This is a genomic window from Glutamicibacter sp. MNS18 (assembly GCF_026107515.2).
Taxonomy (GTDB): Bacteria; Actinomycetota; Actinomycetes; order Actinomycetales; family Micrococcaceae; genus Glutamicibacter.
In genome coordinates this window covers 169,531-185,152 of sequence record NZ_JAPCHW010000005.1, presented here as the reverse complement: position 1 = coordinate 185,152, position 15,622 = coordinate 169,531, and the positions used below count along the sequence as shown (strand labels likewise).

At 65.9% G+C, this 15,622-nt stretch carries 18 protein-coding genes; 9 read left to right on the top strand and 9 right to left on the bottom strand.

Going from position 1 to position 15,622, the window contains the following annotated elements:
• Positions 1 to 25: 25 nt before the first annotated feature.
• From OK351_RS08620 to OK351_RS08610, 3 genes are read right to left on the bottom strand one after another with little or no spacing between them, the layout of a single operon-like run.
• Positions 26 to 547, bottom strand: a complete 522-nt coding sequence (locus tag OK351_RS08620) for a hypothetical protein (RefSeq protein ID WP_265157928.1) — start codon at positions 545 to 547, stop codon at positions 26 to 28.
• A 1-nt stretch (position 548) separates the two neighbouring features.
• Positions 549 to 2,237 (bottom strand): long-chain-fatty-acid--CoA ligase, encoded by a 1,689-nt coding sequence (locus OK351_RS08615; protein WP_265157926.1) that lies wholly within the window; start codon positions 2,235 to 2,237, stop codon positions 549 to 551.
• A 57-nt stretch (positions 2,238 to 2,294) separates the two neighbouring features.
• Positions 2,295 to 2,912 carry a cysteine hydrolase family protein gene (locus OK351_RS08610; RefSeq protein WP_265157924.1) on the bottom strand — a complete coding sequence of 206 codons (618 nt, stop codon included), beginning with the start codon at positions 2,910 to 2,912 and terminating at the stop codon, positions 2,295 to 2,297.
• 255 nt (positions 2,913 to 3,167) lie between these two features.
• Between OK351_RS08610 and OK351_RS08605 the strand changes: the two genes are divergently transcribed.
• Complete coding sequence (locus tag OK351_RS08605) at positions 3,168 to 4,292, top strand: YkvI family membrane protein (protein WP_265157922.1); 1,125 nt, start codon at positions 3,168 to 3,170, stop codon at positions 4,290 to 4,292.
• A gap of 58 nt (positions 4,293 to 4,350) precedes the next feature.
• On the opposite strand, the gene OK351_RS08600 is transcribed toward OK351_RS08605, so the two are convergent.
• Complete coding sequence (locus OK351_RS08600; RefSeq protein WP_265157920.1) at positions 4,351 to 5,121, bottom strand: IclR family transcriptional regulator; 771 nt, start codon at positions 5,119 to 5,121, stop codon at positions 4,351 to 4,353.
• Between the two features lie 306 nt (positions 5,122 to 5,427).
• On the opposite strand from OK351_RS08600, the gene OK351_RS08595 reads away from it, so the two are divergent.
• Genes OK351_RS08595 through OK351_RS08585 form a run of 3 tightly spaced genes read left to right on the top strand, consistent with a single transcriptional unit; the run spans position 5,428 to position 7,951 of the window.
• Positions 5,428 to 6,132: a CoA transferase subunit A gene (locus tag OK351_RS08595; RefSeq protein ID WP_306349480.1), complete on the top strand. Its 705-nt coding sequence runs from the start codon at positions 5,428 to 5,430 to the stop codon at positions 6,130 to 6,132.
• Positions 6,133 to 6,134: 2 nt separating this feature from the next.
• Positions 6,135 to 6,785, top strand: coding sequence for a 3-oxoacid CoA-transferase subunit B (locus OK351_RS08590; protein WP_265157916.1), 651 nt, complete (start codon positions 6,135 to 6,137; stop codon positions 6,783 to 6,785).
• Positions 6,782 to 7,951, top strand: coding sequence for an acetyl-CoA C-acyltransferase (locus OK351_RS08585; protein ID WP_265157914.1), 1,170 nt, complete (start codon positions 6,782 to 6,784; stop codon positions 7,949 to 7,951). Before OK351_RS08590 ends, OK351_RS08585 begins: the two co-directional genes overlap by 4 nt.
• A 516-nt stretch (positions 7,952 to 8,467) precedes the next feature.
• On the opposite strand, the gene OK351_RS08580 is transcribed toward OK351_RS08585, so the two are convergent.
• From OK351_RS08580 to OK351_RS08570, 3 genes are read right to left on the bottom strand one after another with little or no spacing between them, the layout of a single operon-like run.
• A complete protein-coding gene (locus tag OK351_RS08580; RefSeq protein WP_265157912.1) occupies positions 8,468 to 9,475 on the bottom strand; it encodes an arsenic resistance protein in 1,008 nt (335 codons plus the stop codon).
• A gap of 10 nt (positions 9,476 to 9,485) precedes the next feature.
• Entirely contained in the window at positions 9,486 to 10,067 is a 582-nt protein-coding gene (locus OK351_RS08575; protein WP_265157910.1) for a histidine phosphatase family protein, read from the bottom strand.
• Entirely contained in the window at positions 10,064 to 10,456 is a 393-nt protein-coding gene (locus tag OK351_RS08570) for a hypothetical protein (RefSeq protein WP_265157908.1), read from the bottom strand. Before OK351_RS08570 ends, OK351_RS08575 begins: the two co-directional genes overlap by 4 nt.
• Here OK351_RS08570 and OK351_RS08565 point away from each other — a divergent pair.
• Complete coding sequence (locus OK351_RS08565) at positions 10,439 to 10,600, top strand: hypothetical protein (protein ID WP_265157906.1); 162 nt, start codon at positions 10,439 to 10,441, stop codon at positions 10,598 to 10,600. The genes OK351_RS08570 and OK351_RS08565 overlap by 18 nt on opposite strands.
• A gap of 125 nt (positions 10,601 to 10,725) precedes the next feature.
• Here OK351_RS08565 and OK351_RS08560 read toward each other — a convergent pair whose 3' ends face one another.
• Positions 10,726 to 11,607 carry an EamA family transporter gene (locus tag OK351_RS08560; protein WP_265157904.1) on the bottom strand — a complete coding sequence of 294 codons (882 nt, stop codon included), beginning with the start codon at positions 11,605 to 11,607 and terminating at the stop codon, positions 10,726 to 10,728.
• A 69-nt stretch (positions 11,608 to 11,676) separates the two neighbouring features.
• On the opposite strand from OK351_RS08560, the gene OK351_RS08555 reads away from it, so the two are divergent.
• Positions 11,677 to 12,531 carry a LysR family transcriptional regulator gene (locus tag OK351_RS08555; RefSeq protein ID WP_265157902.1) on the top strand — a complete coding sequence of 285 codons (855 nt, stop codon included), beginning with the start codon at positions 11,677 to 11,679 and terminating at the stop codon, positions 12,529 to 12,531.
• Here OK351_RS08555 and OK351_RS08550 read toward each other — a convergent pair.
• Positions 12,522 to 13,406, bottom strand: coding sequence for a MurR/RpiR family transcriptional regulator (locus OK351_RS08550; RefSeq protein ID WP_265157900.1), 885 nt, complete (start codon positions 13,404 to 13,406; stop codon positions 12,522 to 12,524). The genes OK351_RS08555 and OK351_RS08550 overlap by 10 nt on opposite strands.
• 124 nt (positions 13,407 to 13,530) lie before the next feature.
• Between OK351_RS08550 and OK351_RS08545 the strand changes: the two genes are divergently transcribed.
• The 3 genes from OK351_RS08545 to OK351_RS08535 all read left to right on the top strand — a co-directional run bounded on the left by OK351_RS08545 (position 13,531) and on the right by OK351_RS08535 (position 15,597).
• Complete coding sequence (locus tag OK351_RS08545; RefSeq protein WP_265157898.1) at positions 13,531 to 14,478, top strand: beta-ketoacyl-ACP synthase III; 948 nt, start codon at positions 13,531 to 13,533, stop codon at positions 14,476 to 14,478.
• A gap of 102 nt (positions 14,479 to 14,580) precedes the next feature.
• Positions 14,581 to 15,186, top strand: coding sequence for a hypothetical protein (locus OK351_RS08540; RefSeq protein WP_265157896.1), 606 nt, complete (start codon positions 14,581 to 14,583; stop codon positions 15,184 to 15,186).
• 12 nt (positions 15,187 to 15,198) lie between these two features.
• Positions 15,199 to 15,597, top strand: a complete 399-nt coding sequence (locus OK351_RS08535) for a VOC family protein (protein ID WP_265157894.1) — start codon at positions 15,199 to 15,201, stop codon at positions 15,595 to 15,597.
• Positions 15,598 to 15,622: the final 25 nt, after the last annotated feature.

Here is a 15,622-nt window from a genome sequence, read left to right as displayed (position 1 = left end):
GCTTGGCCCGAAAGATCGGACCGGCTCAACGACGCGGCAGAGTGCCCTGCAGATCGGCGATCCGTTGGCCCGCCCCACCGTCGGACAGGCCCACCTGATCATTCAGCCAGCGAAAGTGGTCTCTTGCCGACTCAAGCAGGCCCGGCAGGAAATCCCGTGGATCCACCCGGTGCACTGAGTTCCCGACCTGGAAAGTGGTTGAGCGCCCCTTCCGAACCAGCCTGATGGGCACCGGTTGCCCCGGATACAGCCGCTGACCGGTACCGGTGTCGAGGTACTCCTCGACAACCCCTATCAGCTCCTCCCAGATCCCGTCCACGTTATCCCAGAGGTCAGGGGCGATCAGCGGCTGGTGCCCGTACCGTAGCTGCACCAGCCCGTCCCCGCCATAGGGATTGCTCTGCAGCCGGGACCGGTAGCACCTGGCTGCACCGGCCGGATCCTGCTCGACCCACAGCAGCTGGTCATCGAGGCGGGCGGCGAAATCGGCCAGGTCGGTCACCGTAGGCGGAACCAGGATCCCGGTCCTGCTGGTGACTGCAGCCATCTCAGACCTGCTCGGTCAGCTGCTCACGAACCTGTTTGCGCAGGATCTTGCCCAGCAGGGAGCGCGGCATATCCTCGATGGCCACGATGCGCTTGGGAACCTTGTAGGCGGCCAGCAATCCACGGCAATGCTCGCGCAAGGCTTCTTCGTCCAGGGTGGCCCCGTCGTCCAGTTGCACCGCGGCCACCACCATTTCGCCGCCGCGCTCCAGCGGCTTGCCGAAGACCGCGGCATCAAGAACATCCGGATGGGAACGCAGCGCCATTTCCACCTCGCTGGGCGCGACATTGAAGCCGCCGGTAATGATCAGCTCTTTGGCCCGGTCCACGATGGTCGAGAAACCCGCCTCGTCCACGGTGACCACATCCCCGGTGCGCAGCCAGCCGTCGGCGGTGAGCGTCTTGGCCGTTTCCTCCGGGTTGTTCCAGTAGCCCTCGAAGACCTGCGGGCCGGAGATCAGCAGTTCGCCGGATTCGCCTGGGGCGACTTCCCTGCCCGGATCATCCAGATCCACAACCTTCATCAGGGTCGAGGGGAACGGGATCCCGATGGTGCCGTTGCGCCGTGAGGGGTGGAAGGGATTTCCCAAGGCCACCGGGGAGGACTCGGTCATCCCGTACCCCTCCACCAGCAGTCCACCGGAGAGGGACTCCCACAACTCCACCACGTGGTCGGGCAGGTTCATGGCCCCGGAGATGCAAAACTTCGCGGACTTCAGGGAAATCCCCTGTTCCCTGGCCGCCATCGCGGTGCGCTCATAGATCGGCGGGACGGCGCAGTACACGCTGGCCGGGGACTTCTTCCACGCCTCGAGCACCAGCTGCGGATCGAACTTCGGAAAGAGCACCAGCAGCCCCTGCTTCTTGATACCGAAGGTCAGATACAACGTCATGCCGAAGGCGTGGAACATGGGCAGGATCGCGTACAGGATTTCCTTGCGTTCCTCGGCCCCCTCCATCCAGGCTTCACCCTGCAGGGCATTGGCGTAGAGGTTGAAGTGGCTAAGCATGGCCCCCTTGGGATGGCCGGTGGTGCCCGAGGTGTACTGGATCACCGCCAGGTCCTTCACCTGGGGCTTGGGATGCTCCGGATTCAGACGTTCGGCCTTCAGCAGCTGCTTCCAGGCCATGGTGCCGCTGGTTGCAGCGGTCAGCGAGGCCTTGGTTTCCCGCAGCTTCTTCAGCGGCAGATTCAGCGCCATGCGCTTGATCGCCGGGAAGGCCTCCAGCAGATTCACTGCCACGATGGTATCCAGCGCAATGTCGTTCGGGAATTCCTGCAGCGCGGGAACTACCTTGTCCCAGGCGATGACCACACGGGCCATGTGGTCCTCAAACTGGTGGCGTAGTTCGCGGGAGGTGTACAGCGGATTGTGCTCCACGACGACGGCCCCCAGCCGCAACACCGCATAGAAGGCCACCACATGCTGCGGACAGTTTGGCAGGACCAGTGCGACCCGATCCCCGGGCTTCACCCCCAGCCGACGCAAGCCCTCGGCGGCCCGTTCCACCTGTTCACCGATCTCGGCGTAGCTGAGCTGACGGCCGAAGAATTCGGTGGCGGGACTGTCTCCGGCTTGGGCCACCGAACGCTCGAACATATGGCTGAGCGACTCGGTAGGCAGTTCAATGGTCTCAGGGACGCCTGGCTGGTAGTTCACGGTCCAGGGATGTGCCGAAGTATTCTCCATGCACACCATCTTGCCCTCTTGGGATCATTCGCGCGATTCGGCGGGGCGGGGCACTGATCAAGGTGAGGCGTCGGATGGTGTGATGGCCTCGCCCAGCTGGGCCACGCTCAGTTGCCGGGCGAAGAGTCCCATGGATTCCAATGAGGCCTCGTGGGCGGCCGGGGCCGCCGCTGATGACGCATCGGCCAGGACAAAGGTGTCGTATCCAAGATCGGCAGCTTGGCGGACCGCTCCCTCCACCGAGGCGTTGGTGGCCACTCCGCACACGACCACATTCCGGATACCCCGGTCCTGCAACTGCTGATGCAGGTCCGTGCCGCTAAACGGACCGGGACGCTGGTGAGTGACAACCAGGTCGCGCTCGTCCACGCCTGCCTCCGCAACGATCTGTGAACCGGGATCCGATTCCTTCAGGCACCCGGCCTGCTCCACCATCTGCAGCAATGGCAACGACGGGTCCAAGTCCGAATAGTCGTCCTTGAACACGATTCTCAAGGGCACCACGAGTCCTCCGGCGCTCCTGACCAGACTCATCGCCTGGGCACAGCGGGACACCACTTGGCGTTCAACCGCCTGCGGATTGAACAGGGCACCGAACGCCGTATGCGGTGAAACGATGTCATGTTGCAGATGAACCACCAGTAGTGCCGTGGCCTGCGGGGTCAAGGTAGCCAAGTCGTTCTCCTCTTGCCTGGATAGCGGGTTTCTCCCCTCATCCTTACCCACCGGAGCGGTACCGTGCCACCGGCGTTCCGCCTGCCGGGACGCCCCATGACGTCATCGGGAACCGGTCATCAAGCATTGTTTTCGGACAAACTGTTGACTACATCACAATCTACGAATAGTGTGATGCTCGTTACTGATATATCAATCGTGCATTAATCAGCTATCAGTTCGGAAGGACTGGAATTTAAGGAATCACACGAGAATATGGCGGAAAAATTACCCACCAAGGCGCATCTGGCCACGGTGGAAAAAACCAATTACCTGCGCGTGTTGACCTACGCAGGGGCGATCATCGCCTTCCTGATCGGCTCCGGCTTCGCGACCGGCCAGGAAATCATGCAGTACTTCACGTCCTACGGCTACTGGGGTGTCTTCGGGACCGGAGCGTTGGTCCTGGTCCTGATGAGCTATGTCGCCGTCGAGTTCTTCGTTGTCGGCAACGCCAAGAAGTTCGACAAACCCTCACGGATCTTCCACTACTACTGCGGCAAGTACCTGGGGACCTTCTTCGACTACTTCTCGATCCTGTTCGTATTCCTCAGCTTCACCGTGATGGTGGCCGGGGCCGGAGCGGTCTTCGAGGAGCACTATGGGGTCTCGAAGCACATCGGCGGCATCGGGCTGGCGGTGGCCGTGGGCATCAGCGTCTGGTTCGGGCTCAAGAGCCTGGTGGATGTGATTGGCAAGATCGGCCCGTTGATCGTCATCGTGGCCATCACCCTGGGGATCGTGGGCATCGCGTCCAATCCCGGCGGAATCTCCACCGGCAATGACTTGGTGGCCTCGTTGGATCTGACGCGCGCCTCGAGCAACTGGTTCTTGGCGGGCCTGTCCTACGTCGGATTCTGCATGCTCTGGTTGGCCGCCTTCCTCACCGCGCTAGGCAAGACCGCCCGCAGCAAGCGCGAAGCCGCCTCCGGCGGCACCCTGGGCGCGGTGGCCTTCTCGGTGGCGTGCATCGTCATCGGGCTTGGCCTGCTGGCCAATGTGGAACGTGTGGCCGGTGCCGAGATCCCGATGCTGATCCTGGCCTCGGATATCGGACCAGTGGTAGCCTCTGGCATCTCGGTCATGATCGTAGCCGGTATCTACACCACCGCAGTGCCGCTGTTGTGGACCGTGTCCTCGCGCTTCTTCCCGGACAAGACCCCGCGCTTCAAGTACCTGACCATCGGGCTGGCCGTCCTGGGGACCGTGATCGGCTTGCTGATCCCGTTCTCCCAGATGGTCAACTTCGTCTACGTGATCAACGGCTATGTGGGCATCATCCTGCTGGTGTTGATGCTGGTCAAGACCTTCACCCGTCTGGCCCGTCGCGAAAAGCTCTAGGGCTATGCGCCGGTGGCCCGGAACCCTCCCGGTTCCGGGCCATCGGTGCGTCCGGCCCCTATCGACCCCGCAGTTTCTGTGAGAGCTGGTGGGCATGGTGCAACAGCAGCCGTCCCAGTTCCGGCCGCCGTTCCGGGGCAAAGCGCGATTCGATGCCGGTCAGGCTCAGCGCCCAGGCCGGTTGGCCCGAGGCATCGAAGACCGCTGCGCCCATCCCCCAGCTCCCTTCCACGACTAAGCCCGGATTCACCGAGTATCCGAGCTGCCGGGTTTCGGCGACCTTGGCGCGCAAGTTCTCGGCATTGTGCGCCGCCCCGTATGAGCCACTGAAGTCATTGGACTTCAGGTAGCGTTCCACGGCGGGCTCGGGCAGGAAAGCCAGGATCGCGATACCCGCCGAAGCTACCCCCAGCGGGAAACGCCTGCCCTCGTACAGCACGAAGGAACGGATCGGGAAGGCGCCGTCCTGCCGCAGCAGACACACAGTCTCATCGCCGCGCCGGGCGGAGAGGAAGGCACTTTCCCCGGTGGCTTCGGCCAACGCCCGCACATGTTCATGGGCCAGTTCGCCGATGTCGTATCGTTCGGCCGCCACCGCCCCCATCAGATAAAGCTCCGGACCGAGCATCCAGCGCCCGGCCTTGCGATCATGGTCGCAGAACCCTTCGGCGGCCAGCGCGGCGAGCAACCGGTGCACCGTGGGACGAGCCAGCTTCGTCTGGCGGGCCGCCTCGGTAGTGGTGATTCCATCGGGCATGGAGGTACTGACCACACGCAGGACGCTGGCAAGTCGTCCGACCACCTGGGCTCCGGGAAGTGAACTGGGCATGCTCATATTATGGACGAAGTGCGCCAACCCGTGAACACCATGAGGTCACCAGACAACCCGCAGCCCCCTGGTCACCCAACACCTTCCCCCGGATGGGATGGCCGGCGCACCCGACATGCTGCTGAACAGCCAGCGAATACGCCCCCTTGGAAGCGGCTCCGCCGGTGACGGTTCATAATATGAACACATGCTCGCGGAATCATCACCTATAGAGCACTCCGATGCATTTCGTTGACCGGGATCCTTGAACCTCTGTAGTTTTTGAAGCAAGGCGACACAATCCACATCATGGACACAGGAGAAATGATGACCACAAAATATCGGCATGATCCCGCCCAGGCGTTGGCGGAAGTCATCCGGGACGGCATGACCATCGCGGTGGGCGGCTTCGGGCTGAGCGGTATCCCGTCCAGGCTGATTACCGCCGTGCGCGACTCCGGCGCCCGGAACCTGACGATCGTTTCGAACAATATGGGCGTGGATGGCAAGGGCCTGGGCCTGCTGATCGAGAACCACCAGGTTTCCAAGGTCTTGGCGTCCTACGTGGGCGAGAACAAGCTCTTCGCCCAGCAGTTCCTCTCCGGGGATCTGGAAGTCGAGTTCGTGCCCCAGGGCACCCTGGCCGAACGCCTGCGTGCCGGCGGGGCCGGCATCCCGGCGTTTTATACTCCCACAGGTGTCGGCACCCCGGTAGCCGAAGGCAAGGAAACCATGGATTTCGATGGGAAACCGGCCATCCTGGAACGCGGGATCGTGGCTGATATCGCCCTGGTGCGCGCCCACCAAGGCGATGCCGAGGGCAACCTGCGCTACCGGATGACCGCCCGGAACTTCAACCCGTTGGCCGCAGCCGCGGGACGGTTCACGCTGGCCGAGGTCGAGCAGGTGCTGGAAGGCTATATGGATCCGCAGCTGGTGGACACTCCCGGGATCTTCGTGCAACGGGTCGTGGACGCCGACCCGGTCAAGCACATCGAACAGCGCACCGTACGCGTGAAGCAGGAGGCCTAGCCATGTGGAACAGGGATGAAATGGCGGCCATTGCCGCCAGCGAATTAGTGGACGGCCAGTATGTGAACCTGGGGATCGGCATTCCCACCCTCGTGGCCAACAACCTGCCGTCCGGGGTCTCGGTCAAGCTGCAAAGCGAGAACGGGTTGCTGGGCATGGGCCCCTTCCCTTTCGAGGGCGAGGAAGACGCAGACCTGATCAACGCCGGAAAACAGACCGTCACGGTCCTGCCCGGCGGCAGCTTCTTCGACTCGGCCACGAGCTTCGGGATGATCCGCGGCGGGCATGTGCAGACCGCGATCCTCGGAGCCCTGCAGGTGGCGGCCAACGGGGACCTGGCGAACTGGACCATCCCGGGCAAACTCGTCAAGGGCATGGGCGGTGCCATGGACCTGGTCGCAGGCACCCCACGGGTGATCGTGCTGACCGACCATGTGGCCAAGGACGGGACCAGCAAGATCGTCGAGGAATGCGACCTGCCCTTGACCGGCGTCGGTGTGGTGGACCGGATCATCACCGACCGTGCGGTGTTTGATATCGAGGACGGGCACCTGGTCCTGCGACGTATTGCCGAGGGGGAGAGCCCGGAAAGCATCCGCGGGATCACCGCCGCCACATTCACCATCCAGCTAGAGGAGAACCAGAGAGCATGACCGTCAAGATCGCCGGCTACGCCCGCACCCCATTCCTGCGTTTCAATGGCGCCCTGGCCAATGTTCCAGCATCCGAACTGGGTGCCCATGCGGCCAGAGCCGCGCTGGAGCGTGCAGGGGTCCCCGCCGACAAGGTCCAGCAGGTCTATGCCGGGCAGGTCCTGCAGGCAGCCGCCGGACAGAACCCTGCCCGGCAAAGCGCGGTGGGGGCGGGCATCGGATTGGATGTCCCGGCCATCACGCTCAACGCCGTATGCCTCTCGGGCACCGAAGCCGTGGTGGCCGCAGCCCGGCTGATCACCGCCGGGGAAGCCGATGTCGTGCTGGCCATCGGCCAGGAGTCGATGTCCCTGGCACCCCATGCCCAGCGTGCCCGCGCCGGGTCCAAGTACGGGGCCATCGAAATGGTCGACACCCTGGAATACGACGGGCTGACCGACGCCTTCGAGAAACGTTCCATGGGTGTATCCACCGAGGAACACAACACCGTGCTCGGCCTCGGGCGGGAATCCCAGGACCGGTTGGCCGCAGCCTCGCATCAGCGGGCGGAGGCCTCGGCGGAGTTCCTGGCCGGGGAAATCGCGCCCTTCACCGTCTCCACCCGCAAGGGCGAGACCGTCTATTCCGCCGATGACGGGGTCCGCGCCGGGACCACCACCGAGTCGTTGGGTAGGTTGCGGGCCGCCTTCGCCAAGGACGGGTCCATCACCGCGGGCAATTCCTCGCAGATCACCGACGGGGCCGCGGCCCTGGTACTGGTCAGCGACAAGGCCGTGGAAGAACTAGGGCTCACCCCGATCGCCGAGATCCTGTCCCACGCCTTGGTGGCCGGACCCGACCGCACCCTGCACGAGCAGCCCTCCAATGCCATCACCGCGGCACTGGAGCGGACCGATTACACGGCCGAGGAACTGCAGGCAGTGGAGATCAATGAGGCCTTCGCCGCGGTCGGCGTGCGCTCGATCCAGCAACTGGGAATCGACGGGAACATCGTGAACCCGCATGGCGGGGCAATCGCCTTGGGGCACCCGATTGGTGCTTCCGGGGCCCGGATCATCGGCACCCTGGCCCGGCAGCTGGCCGCACTGGGCGCCGGCGCAGTGGGCGCCACCGGCATTTGCGGCGGCGGTGGGCAGGGCAGTGCCGTGGTTCTTCGGGCGCTGTAGTCGGTGGGCCGGTGGCCCGGTCCCGGTCATCCCGGGGCGAAACAGGTGCAGGATGTTCTGACCGGCAACGCGCAGCTCAGCGATCACCTGCTTGACCAGATTGCTCCAGCCCGCGCACAACCAGCACCTGATCGGGGTGAAGCCAGGACGTGGACGGAAACTCCGCAACAGTGGCCACGTATTCCTGGTCCTGGGTAGAACCATGTCAAGCCGTATCGGCAGCGTTGTGCGTCAATCATTGGTTCGCTACCCACGGTTATCCTCTTGGAATTTCGCGATAGCCTCCGGAACCTGACACGCTGGATAGGCCTTTGCGTGCCTTGTCCCGGTTGTTCACCCGAGGGTTTCCTGGCCAGGCATCGTGAAGATCCGATGGCTCCCGCTCCATTGGCGGGGCCGCCCGAGGTGCGGGCGGCATGCTCTCGCCAGGTCCTTCAAAGGGATATTCGCCAAGCACCATTTCCTGTGTCCCACCCGGCTGTGGATAGACTTCACTGCCGGTTCGGAAAACCCTGGTCAGCCGAAGTCCGTGATGGGTCGGCCTCGCTGCGGCAACAGCCGGGGTACCAGCCTGACAAACAGCACCATGCCCAGCAGCTCCACCAGGGTTTGGGTGACCACCACGGCCGGGGCGATACCCAGGGTTGTTGGCAAAGCCAAGGCCAAAGGCAACACCACCAGCGAATTGCGGGTGGCTCCGCTGAAGACCAGGGCGCGGGCGGTCGGGATATCCATGCCGAAGAGCCGTGCCACCCCGATCCCTGCCAGCAGCATCAGGGCAAGGAACCCGGCATACAGCGGAACCACCGGGAACAGGGCGGTACCCGAGGCCAGGACCCGCGGGGTCTGCGAGGCCGTCACGATGAACAGCACCAGCACCATCAGCGGCACCATGGATCCGGTGCCGACCTGCATGACCGCTGCCGCCCGCGCGCTCCCGCGGGCCAGGAACTGGGTGGCTGCGGCCAGGGCCAACGGGACCAGGACCAGCCAGATCAGTGCGCTGAAAAACGGGGTCGGGTCGATGATGCCCAGGGTGTCCGGGCCAGCCATCAGGTAGAGGTATCCGGGCAAGAGGAGCAGTTGCGCCACCAGGAGCAGGGGTGCTGCCGCCAGCAGCTTCCCGTGGTCGGCCCCGGCCAGCCCGGAGAACACGATGACGTAGTCGATGCAGGGGGTGAGCAATACCAGTAACACGCCGATCAGCAACCCGGCATCGTGGGCGACGAACCGGCTGAGCCCGAACACCAGCACCGGTACCACCACGAAATTCAGCACCAGCAGGGCACCGAGGAACCTCCGGTCGCCGAACCCCCTGCCCAGCCGGGTCATCGGGATTCCCAGGAAGGTGGCGTAAAGCAGCAGCCCCAAGGACGGGGTCAGCCCCGCCTCCAGTACGCCGGCGTGGCCAAAGGCCGCACCGGCCCCCACCCCGGCAAGGATGCCCAGCAGGTAGAGCGGAATCTGCCAGCGCTCGGCGGCATGGCTGAAGCGTTGCAGCAGGTGGGATCCGGAAGAAGGCACGAGTCCGATTCTAGCGTTGCACGAACTCGTGCAACCGCCGGGTATCGAGCACCAGCACCTCGCCGTTCTCCACGCGCGGGTGCGGACTCTCGGCCAGCGCACCGAGAACCAGCCGGATCAGCGTCCCATGCGCCACGATGACCACCCGCGAATCCGGGTTCTGCTCCACCAGGGTGCGCAGGGCGTCGACCGCACGGACCACCACATCGTCCTCGGCTTCCCCGCCGGCCAGCAGCCGCTCGCGTTCCTCGGGGCTGATCCGGTCCAGGTAGCGTCCCTCGGCAGCCCCGTAGTCGCGTTCGACCAGGCCCTCGACTTCCAGCACCTGCCAGATACCCAGGTAGTCGGCGATGATCTGCGCCGTCTGCCGGGCCCGGCCCAACGGTGAACAGACCACCAGGTCCCACGGGCCTTCCTTGGCCAGCTGCACCCCGGCCCGCTCGGCCTGTTGCCGCCCGGTGGCGTTCAACCTGACATCGGAGCGGCCCTGCAGGCGGTTATCCAGGTTCCAGGCGGTCTGCCCGTGGCGCACCAGTACCCAACGTTCCTCGGGCTTGTTCAGCACCTGATCGGTGTCGCGTTCCTCGCTCATGCCGCGACCGTCGAACGCTGGGGTGGCGTGCCGGCAAAGACCCGGGCGGCCGTAACCCGCGGGCGTACCAGCTCGCCTTCGTTCGGGGTGTTCCCCGTTCCCATCACACGTACCTCCACTCCGACCCAATCCAGGCTGGTCTCGTGCCCGTGTGCGGTGCGCAGCACGGAGGTGACCCGGGCCAGCTGGGCCTGGTTGAACTGATCCGATGATGCGACCATAGCGCTTTCGAGCTCGATTGCGGTAGGGGCGACCGCCGCCACCGCCCGTCGTGAACGGCCGTTGGGACCGATCGCCCCGTCGTGCAGGCAGGTCCCCGCAGCTGCCGGATCCCCGCTCAACCCCGGCAGCGCCAGTCCCGGGTGGTCCGCGTGGAAACTGGAGCCCACCAGCGTGCCGGCGAACAGCGTGGCATCGCTGATGAAGGAGGCGACGATCCGGTCGGCGAGCGCGGGCGCTTCGGAGCGGTCGCGGGTGACATGGACCGCGGTCAGCAGTTCCAGACGCAGCCGTTCGTCCAGGCCGGTCGTTGAATAAACGTGTCATCTGCTGGCGGCAGTCCGACCCCGCTGGGGTGGCGCTGCGTTGCCTCCAGGAGTACCGCGCACGTCACCGGACAAACCGGGCTTGAAATGGTGTTACGCGGCCGAGATCCGGGCTACACCGCGCGTGCGGAGCACAGCGAATGCAGGCTGGCCCCGAGCACGATGAGCCCGATCCCGGCCAGTTCGCCCCAGCCCAGCTGCTGGCCGAGCAGCAGCAGCCCCATCAACACCGCCCAGATCGGGTTGATGCTGGTCAGTACCCCGAAGGTGGCCGCGGACAGGTGCCGCAGTGCCAACAGGTCCAGGGCGTAGGGCACCACCGAGGCCAGGACCGCGCATCCGGCGGCCAGCGCCAACGCGCCCGGGGTCGGCGGATGGTGCAGGAACCAGACCCCGGCCACCGGAACCCACAGGATGGTGGTGCACAGGCTGGCCGCGGCGGTCCCCTGCAATCCGGGCAGGCGTTGGCCTGCGCTGCGGTTGAGCAGGATGTAGCCGGCCCACCCCACGGCGGCGGCCAGCGCCAGCAGGATCCCGGGCATATCGGTGCTCGGGCCGGGACGGACCAGCAGCAGCACCCCGCCGCCGGCGATCAGCGCAAACAGGGCGTCGACGGCACGGCGGCTTCCGGCCAGGGCCACGGCCAACGGGCCGAGGAACTCCAGGGTCACCGCCAGGCCCAGGCCGATGCGTTCAATGGCCGCGTAGAGGCAGATGTTCATCAGGCAGAAGGAGAACGCCAGGCCGATGACCGGGCGCCATTGGCCGGCGGTGAGCCGGGAGAACCGCACCCGCACCAACGCGGTGAGCACCACCGCGGTCAGGATCTGGCGTACGGCAACCACCCCGACGGGCCCCAGCACGGGAAAGGCCATGGCCCCCAGCGCCGCCCCGGCCTGGTTCGAGATCCCGGCACCCAACGCCATGGCGCTCCCGTGCAACTGATTGCCGCCGGCACCGGGGATGCCGACCCTAAGTGATTCCTGGGTATCCATAACTTGAGGGTAGGTTTCGGCCACGGCATAACACTAGTGAATATTATGTCGATCCCATACGCTGTGGTTATGGATTGGTCCCTTCGTGATCTGCGGTTCTTCGTGACCGCCGCCGAGGCCGGCTCCTTCACCGAGGCGGCCGGCCAGCTGTTCGTCTCCCAGGCCGCGGTTTCGCGGACCATTGCGGGATTCGAACGGCAGGTCGGTGATCAGCTGCTGCGGCGCACCGTGCGCGGCTGCGAGGTCACCGGGGCCGGGGCCCAGCTGCTTCCCGAGGCCCGCCGGGTGCTGGCCGAGGCCGAACGGTTCAACCGTTTCCTCACCGCCCGGCACCGCACCCTGCGCCTGGGCTATGCGTGGGCTGCCCTGGGCGTGCACACCCCCGCGCTGCAACGCCAATGGCCGGACCTGTGCGGCGGGCTGGAACTGGAGCTGCTGCGGCACAACTCCCCGACCTCCGGGCTGGCCGAGGGCCTCTGCGATGTGGCGATCATGCGCCGCGAGGTGAATGCCGAGCTCTACGACTCGGTGGTGGTGGGGCTGGAGCGGCGGCTGGTGGTCTTCGCCGCCGATGACCCGCAGTGGGCACGGCGCCGGGTGCTGTCCATGTCCGAATTGGCCGACCGCACCGTCTTCATCGACACGCGGATGGGGGCCACCGATCCTTCGCTCTGGGCCGATGCCGGGCAGCGGCCGCGGTTCCTGGAATCCTCGGATGTGGATAGCTGGCTCGATGGCATCGTGGCCGGTCGCGGGGTGGGCACCACCGCCGAGGCCACCGCCCACCACCACCCGCGCCCCTCCGTGGCGTACCGGCCGTTGCGGGACGGGCCGCGTATCGCGGTCCGTCTGGCCTGGCACCGCAACGAACCGCCGGAGGGACTCGGTGAGCTGATCTCGCTGGTCACCCGGCTCTACTCCTGAGCCCGGCTACTGTCCAAGGTGTCCGAGAGCAGATCGGCCAGTTCACCGGCCGGGCCGAAGGCCGGCTGGCCGCTGATCCGCTGCACGGCCAGGTTCACCGCGTTGAGCACCAGGGCATGGCTGATCCGGCTGGCCAGGATCTCGCTGTCTCGTTCATTCGAACCGGTCACCAGCACCAGGTCCGCCACCTTGGCCAGGTCCGAGATCCCCGAACTGGTCACCGCGATCACGGTGGCCCCGGCATGCCCGGCGGCCTGCACCGTTTGCAGGGTGTGCCGGTTGGCCCCGGAGTAGCTGACCGCAATGCAGGCGTCACTGGGCTTGAGTAGCCGGGCCGCGAATTGCTGGCCCAGCACATCGTGGGGCGCCACCGCCGTGCGTCCGCTCATGGTCAGCCGCAGGGCCGCGTCCTGCGCCGGGATGGAGGAGCCCCCGGTGCCGGCCAGCAGGATCGTACCGGCTGCCGCGAGCCGGGCCACCGCCCTGTCGAAGACCTGCCGGTCCAGCATGGCCTGGCTGGCACGCACATCGGTGATCGCCGCCGTGAACACCTGCTTCAGCAGCGCGTCATGCACCGAGCCACCGTGGTGCGACGGCAGCCCGGTAGCGTCCCTGTCCCGCTGACTGGCCGCCACCCTGATCGACTGCAGGCGCAGCTGCTGGAAGCCGGAGAACCCCATGCGCTGGCAGGCGCGGACCACGGTGGCCGCCGAGCAGCGGGCTTCGGCCGCCAGGGCCACCGCCGAGTACTCCTCCAGACGGTGCAACTGCCGGATCAGCACCTCGGCGACCCGGCGTTCGGCAGGGACCAGTGCGGTGGCGGCGGAGCGCAGGTGGGCCAGCAGGGTCTCGTGCGTCGGGGCTGCGGTGGTCATTCAGGCAGGCTAGCCGAACGGATTTAACGGCAACGGACGGCCAAGCTAACGGCGAGTAAACACGCGACCCACTACGCTTGATGACAGATAACCCGATTCCCGCCTTGAATGAGGAGCGTTAGCCATGCGCGGCAGCAAAGTTGTTTCCTTCGGCCATTACCAGCCCGAACAGATCGTACCCAACACCGAGCTGGAGAAACTGGTGGAAACCAGTGACGAATGGATCACCCGCCGGGTCGGCATCAAGGAACGCCGCTGGGCGCAGGATCATGAAAGCGTGGACTTCATGGCGACCGAAGCCGGCGCGATGGCGCTGGGCAATGCCGAGGGCATCACCGCCGCCGATATCGACATGGTCGTGGTGGCCACCTGCACCGCGGTGGATCGCGCACCGAATATGGCCGCCCGGGTGGCCCTCGCGCTGGGTATGGAACACAGCCCGGCCACCCTGGATGTCAATACCGCCTGCTCCGGCTTCAACCATGCCCTGGCCCTGGCCCAGCACGCCATTATCGCCGGCAGCGCCACCAACGCCCTGGTCATCGCCTCCGAACGGCTCACCGAGGTCACCGACTTCACCGACCGCACCACCTGCGTACTCACGGCCGACGGTGCCGGAGCGGTGCTGGTTACGGCCTGCGATGAGCAGCTGGTGTCCCCGGTGCTCTGGGGTTCGGTCCCGCAGATGTCCGATGCCGTGCGGATCGAGCGGGAGAACAACGACAAATTCGCCCAGAACGGCCAAAGCGTCTTCCGCTGGACCACCACCCAGCTACCGAAGATCGCCCAGCAGATCATCGGGAAGGCCGGGCTGGTTCCGGAGGACATCGGCGGTATCGTGCTGCACCAGGCCAACCTGCGCATCATCGAACCGCTGGCCGATAAGATCGGCGCACCCAATGCACGGGTGGCCACCGATGTCATCTACTCTGGCAACACCTCCGCAGCCTCGGTGCCACTGGCATTGTCCAAGATGATGGCCGAGGACCCGCTGCCTGCCGGTACCAGGGTGCTGCTTTTCTCCTTCGGTGGCGGACTGACCTACGCCGGCCAGGTCATCACCATTTCCTAGTCGCCCGGCCGACGGACCACCCGGTACCGCCCGTTCACTACCCGTGGACTGTAGGCTACCTCTCAGGCGGGTGCCGGACCCGGCCCATTGGAGGATCACGACGTGCCACGGAAACGAACCGTACCGCCGCAAACCGTCGCCTGGCTGGCCTGCACGCTGCTGGGCGGTCTGGTCCTGGGCTCGTGCACCGCGCCGGCGCCGGGCACCGGCGATCCCACGGCACCGCCGGCCGAGGCCTCCTGTACCGATCCGGTGGCGGATCTGGAGTCCCGCACGGATCTGGACCAGCAGGTGCTTTTTGTCCAGCACGAGGCCTTCGGTGAGCAGCCGGAGACAACCACGCACGTTCTGGCACCCTTCGAACCCTCGCTCACCTGGCAGGCTGCGGAGCCGGGGATCGAGGACGAGGTGCTGCTGCCGTTGCTCGATGAGCAGGTCACCGGCATGAGCGTTGACCTCACCCCGATCTCCATCGACAGCGCCGATGTGCTCGTCGAGAACCCGGAGGACGGGGAGCAAACCCTGGTCTACCGGTTCGTCCAGCCGGTACAGCTGGATTACACGGTGAGCTGCCAGGGCGAAGCTACCGCCTATCGCGCCCGCGTCGTCGCGAATGCGGCATCCGGCACGGTGATCCTGGACTGCCTGGATCCCGACGGGGAGGACGCCGAGACGCTGGCCACCGCGCTGCGCCAGGACTACTGCTAGGAGGGACCCGCCATGGAAGTGGTCACCAGCCGAGTATTGTTGCGACCTGTGGACCACCAGGCCACGCTGCATTTCTACCGCGAGGCGCTGGACCTGCCGGTGGTCCGCGAATTCGGCCCCGCCCGCAGCCCCGGGGTGGTCTTCCAATTGGGGACCGGGCAGCTGGAGATCTCCGGCAGCCGCGAGGCCGGGCCGTCCACCCTCGTGTTGTGGCTGCAGGTGCGCGATGTTCCCGCCGAGCTACACCGCCTGCAGCACCTGGGGGTGCCAGTCACCCGGGAGGCGCGCACCGAACCGTGGGGGCTGGTCGAGGGCTGGATCCGGGACCCGGATGGCAGCAGGATCGTGCTGGTGCAAATCCCGGCGGAGCATCCGCTGCGCCGGGATCAGCGCGGGATTCCGGGGAGTTGACGTAGGCCGGGTCACATTGGCATAC

Bases quoted from the DNA above. Each gene is read 5' to 3' on its own strand.
- OK351_RS08620 (WP_265157928.1), bottom strand. From the start codon at position 547: ATGGCTGCAGTCACCAGCAGGACCGGGATCCTGGTTCCGCCTACGGTG.
- OK351_RS08615 (WP_265157926.1), bottom strand. From the start codon at position 2,237: ATGGAGAATACTTCGGCACATCCCTGGACCGTGAACTACCAGCCAGGC.
- OK351_RS08605 (WP_265157922.1), top strand. From the start codon at position 3,168: ATGGCGGAAAAATTACCCACCAAGGCGCATCTGGCCACGGTGGAAAAA.
- OK351_RS08600 (WP_265157920.1), bottom strand. From the start codon at position 5,121: ATGCCCAGTTCACTTCCCGGAGCCCAGGTGGTCGGACGACTTGCCAGC.
- OK351_RS08595 (WP_306349480.1), top strand. From the start codon at position 5,428: ATGACCACAAAATATCGGCATGATCCCGCCCAGGCGTTGGCGGAAGTC.
- OK351_RS08590 (WP_265157916.1), top strand. From the start codon at position 6,135: ATGTGGAACAGGGATGAAATGGCGGCCATTGCCGCCAGCGAATTAGTG.
- OK351_RS08585 (WP_265157914.1), top strand. From the start codon at position 6,782: ATGACCGTCAAGATCGCCGGCTACGCCCGCACCCCATTCCTGCGTTTC.
- OK351_RS08575 (WP_265157910.1), bottom strand. From the start codon at position 10,067: ATGAGCGAGGAACGCGACACCGATCAGGTGCTGAACAAGCCCGAGGAA.
- OK351_RS08560 (WP_265157904.1), bottom strand. From the start codon at position 11,607: ATGGATACCCAGGAATCACTTAGGGTCGGCATCCCCGGTGCCGGCGGC.
- OK351_RS08555 (WP_265157902.1), top strand. From the start codon at position 11,677: ATGGATTGGTCCCTTCGTGATCTGCGGTTCTTCGTGACCGCCGCCGAG.
- OK351_RS08550 (WP_265157900.1), bottom strand. From the start codon at position 13,406: ATGACCACCGCAGCCCCGACGCACGAGACCCTGCTGGCCCACCTGCGC.
- OK351_RS08545 (WP_265157898.1), top strand. From the start codon at position 13,531: ATGCGCGGCAGCAAAGTTGTTTCCTTCGGCCATTACCAGCCCGAACAG.
- OK351_RS08535 (WP_265157894.1), top strand. From the start codon at position 15,199: ATGGAAGTGGTCACCAGCCGAGTATTGTTGCGACCTGTGGACCACCAG.